This is a genomic window from Corynebacterium marquesiae, from assembly GCF_030229635.1.
Lineage (GTDB): Bacteria > Actinomycetota > Actinomycetes > Mycobacteriales > Mycobacteriaceae > Corynebacterium > Corynebacterium marquesiae.
Genome location: NZ_JASPII010000050.1, coordinates 1 through 371, shown reverse-complemented (window position 1 = coordinate 371; position 371 = coordinate 1). Strand labels below are relative to the sequence as shown.

Here is a 371-nt window from a genome sequence, read left to right as displayed (position 1 = left end):
AATCTACCACCATGCCTAGGTACTCCGAACAGTTCAAACGTGATGCTGTGGCCCTCTACGAAAACAATGAGGACCTTTCACTCCACGCGGCTTCAGCAGAGCTTGGAGTCAATCGTTCCTCACTTTATTCCTGGCTTAAGCAGTACGGCACCGGCAAACGTGCCCACTCGAAAAACATGCGTGATAAAGCTCAGGCGACGACTGATTCTGAGCGAATCCGCCAGCTAGAAAGAGAAGTCTCGAAGCTGCGCGAAGAACGCGACATCCTGCGCAAGGCCGCGAAATATTTTGCCGAAGAGACACGCTGGTAATCCGCTTCCAGTTTGTCTATGACCACCGAACCGAGTACTCGGTTAAGCGGATGTGCCACG

The 371-nt window shown here is 52.6% G+C and carries 1 pseudogene; it reads left to right on the top strand.

Going from position 1 to position 371, the window contains the following annotated elements:
* Positions 1 to 11: 11 nt before the first annotated feature.
* Positions 12 to 371 (top strand): annotated as a pseudogene (locus tag QP971_RS11325) (transposase); the annotation flags it as partial.